Below are 237 nucleotides of genomic sequence, written 5' to 3' on the forward strand. Positions count from 1 at the left end.
GTCGACGATCTCGCGCAGCGTCACCAACGACGCCATGGTCGCGGTGTCGACCTCCGGCAACGACGGCACCCGCTCCTGCACCGCCGACAGGATCTCCACCCGCTTGATCGAGTCGATCCCCAGATCGGCCTCCAGCGCCATCGACAGTTCCAGCATCTCCACCGGATAGCCGGTCTTGTCGGCAACCACCGCCAACATGTCCCCGACCAGATCCACGCCCGCAGCCGCAGCCACCGG

1 protein-coding gene is annotated in these 237 nt (G+C 67.1%); it reads right to left on the reverse strand.

From position 1 onward, the window contains the following. Positions 1-237, reverse strand: a 237-nt coding sequence (locus tag LI92_RS21675) for a phosphopantetheine-binding protein (protein ID WP_046322792.1), incomplete at both ends; no start/stop codon positions are given.

Origin of the sequence: Mycobacterium sp. UM_Kg1, assembly GCF_000972925.1 — a bacterium.
Classification (GTDB): domain Bacteria; phylum Actinomycetota; class Actinomycetes; order Mycobacteriales; family Mycobacteriaceae; genus Mycobacterium; species Mycobacterium hiberniae.